A 346-nucleotide genomic window follows, 5' to 3' on the forward strand; every position below is an offset into this window, starting at 1 on the left:
CGGCAGCGGCGAAGAACTCCCCCCAGGCATCGGCAGGTGCGACCCGCTCCACCACGTCCCGCACCTGTTCCGCGGCCCGTTCCGCGACACGCTCCAGCCAGGCGCGGCCCTTCTCGGCCAGCTCCTGAGCGACGCGAGCCACCTCGACGGCCTGTTCCTTGATCTCCCGCCAGACCTGCACTGCCGCGACCTCGATGCCGCGCTCCTTGAGCTGCCACGCACCGGCAGAGAGCTGCGGCAGCGGCTGACGGTCCAGCGCGACGGCCCGGACCGTCTCGCGCAGGGCCTCGGCCTCGTCGCCGCGCTCCCGGGCCTCCTGGGCGCGCTCCTCAGCCTCGACGCGCTG

General features: G+C 74.3%; 1 protein-coding gene. It reads right to left on the reverse strand.

What is annotated here, in order from left to right; genetic code table 11:
- Window positions 1–346 (reverse strand): hypothetical protein (locus tag BG455_RS17410; protein WP_177190897.1); only part of this gene is annotated, 346 nt, incomplete at both ends.

It is taken from the genome of Roseinatronobacter thiooxidans, from assembly GCF_001870675.1.
GTDB classification, from domain to species: domain Bacteria; phylum Pseudomonadota; class Alphaproteobacteria; order Rhodobacterales; family Rhodobacteraceae; genus Roseinatronobacter; species Roseinatronobacter thiooxidans.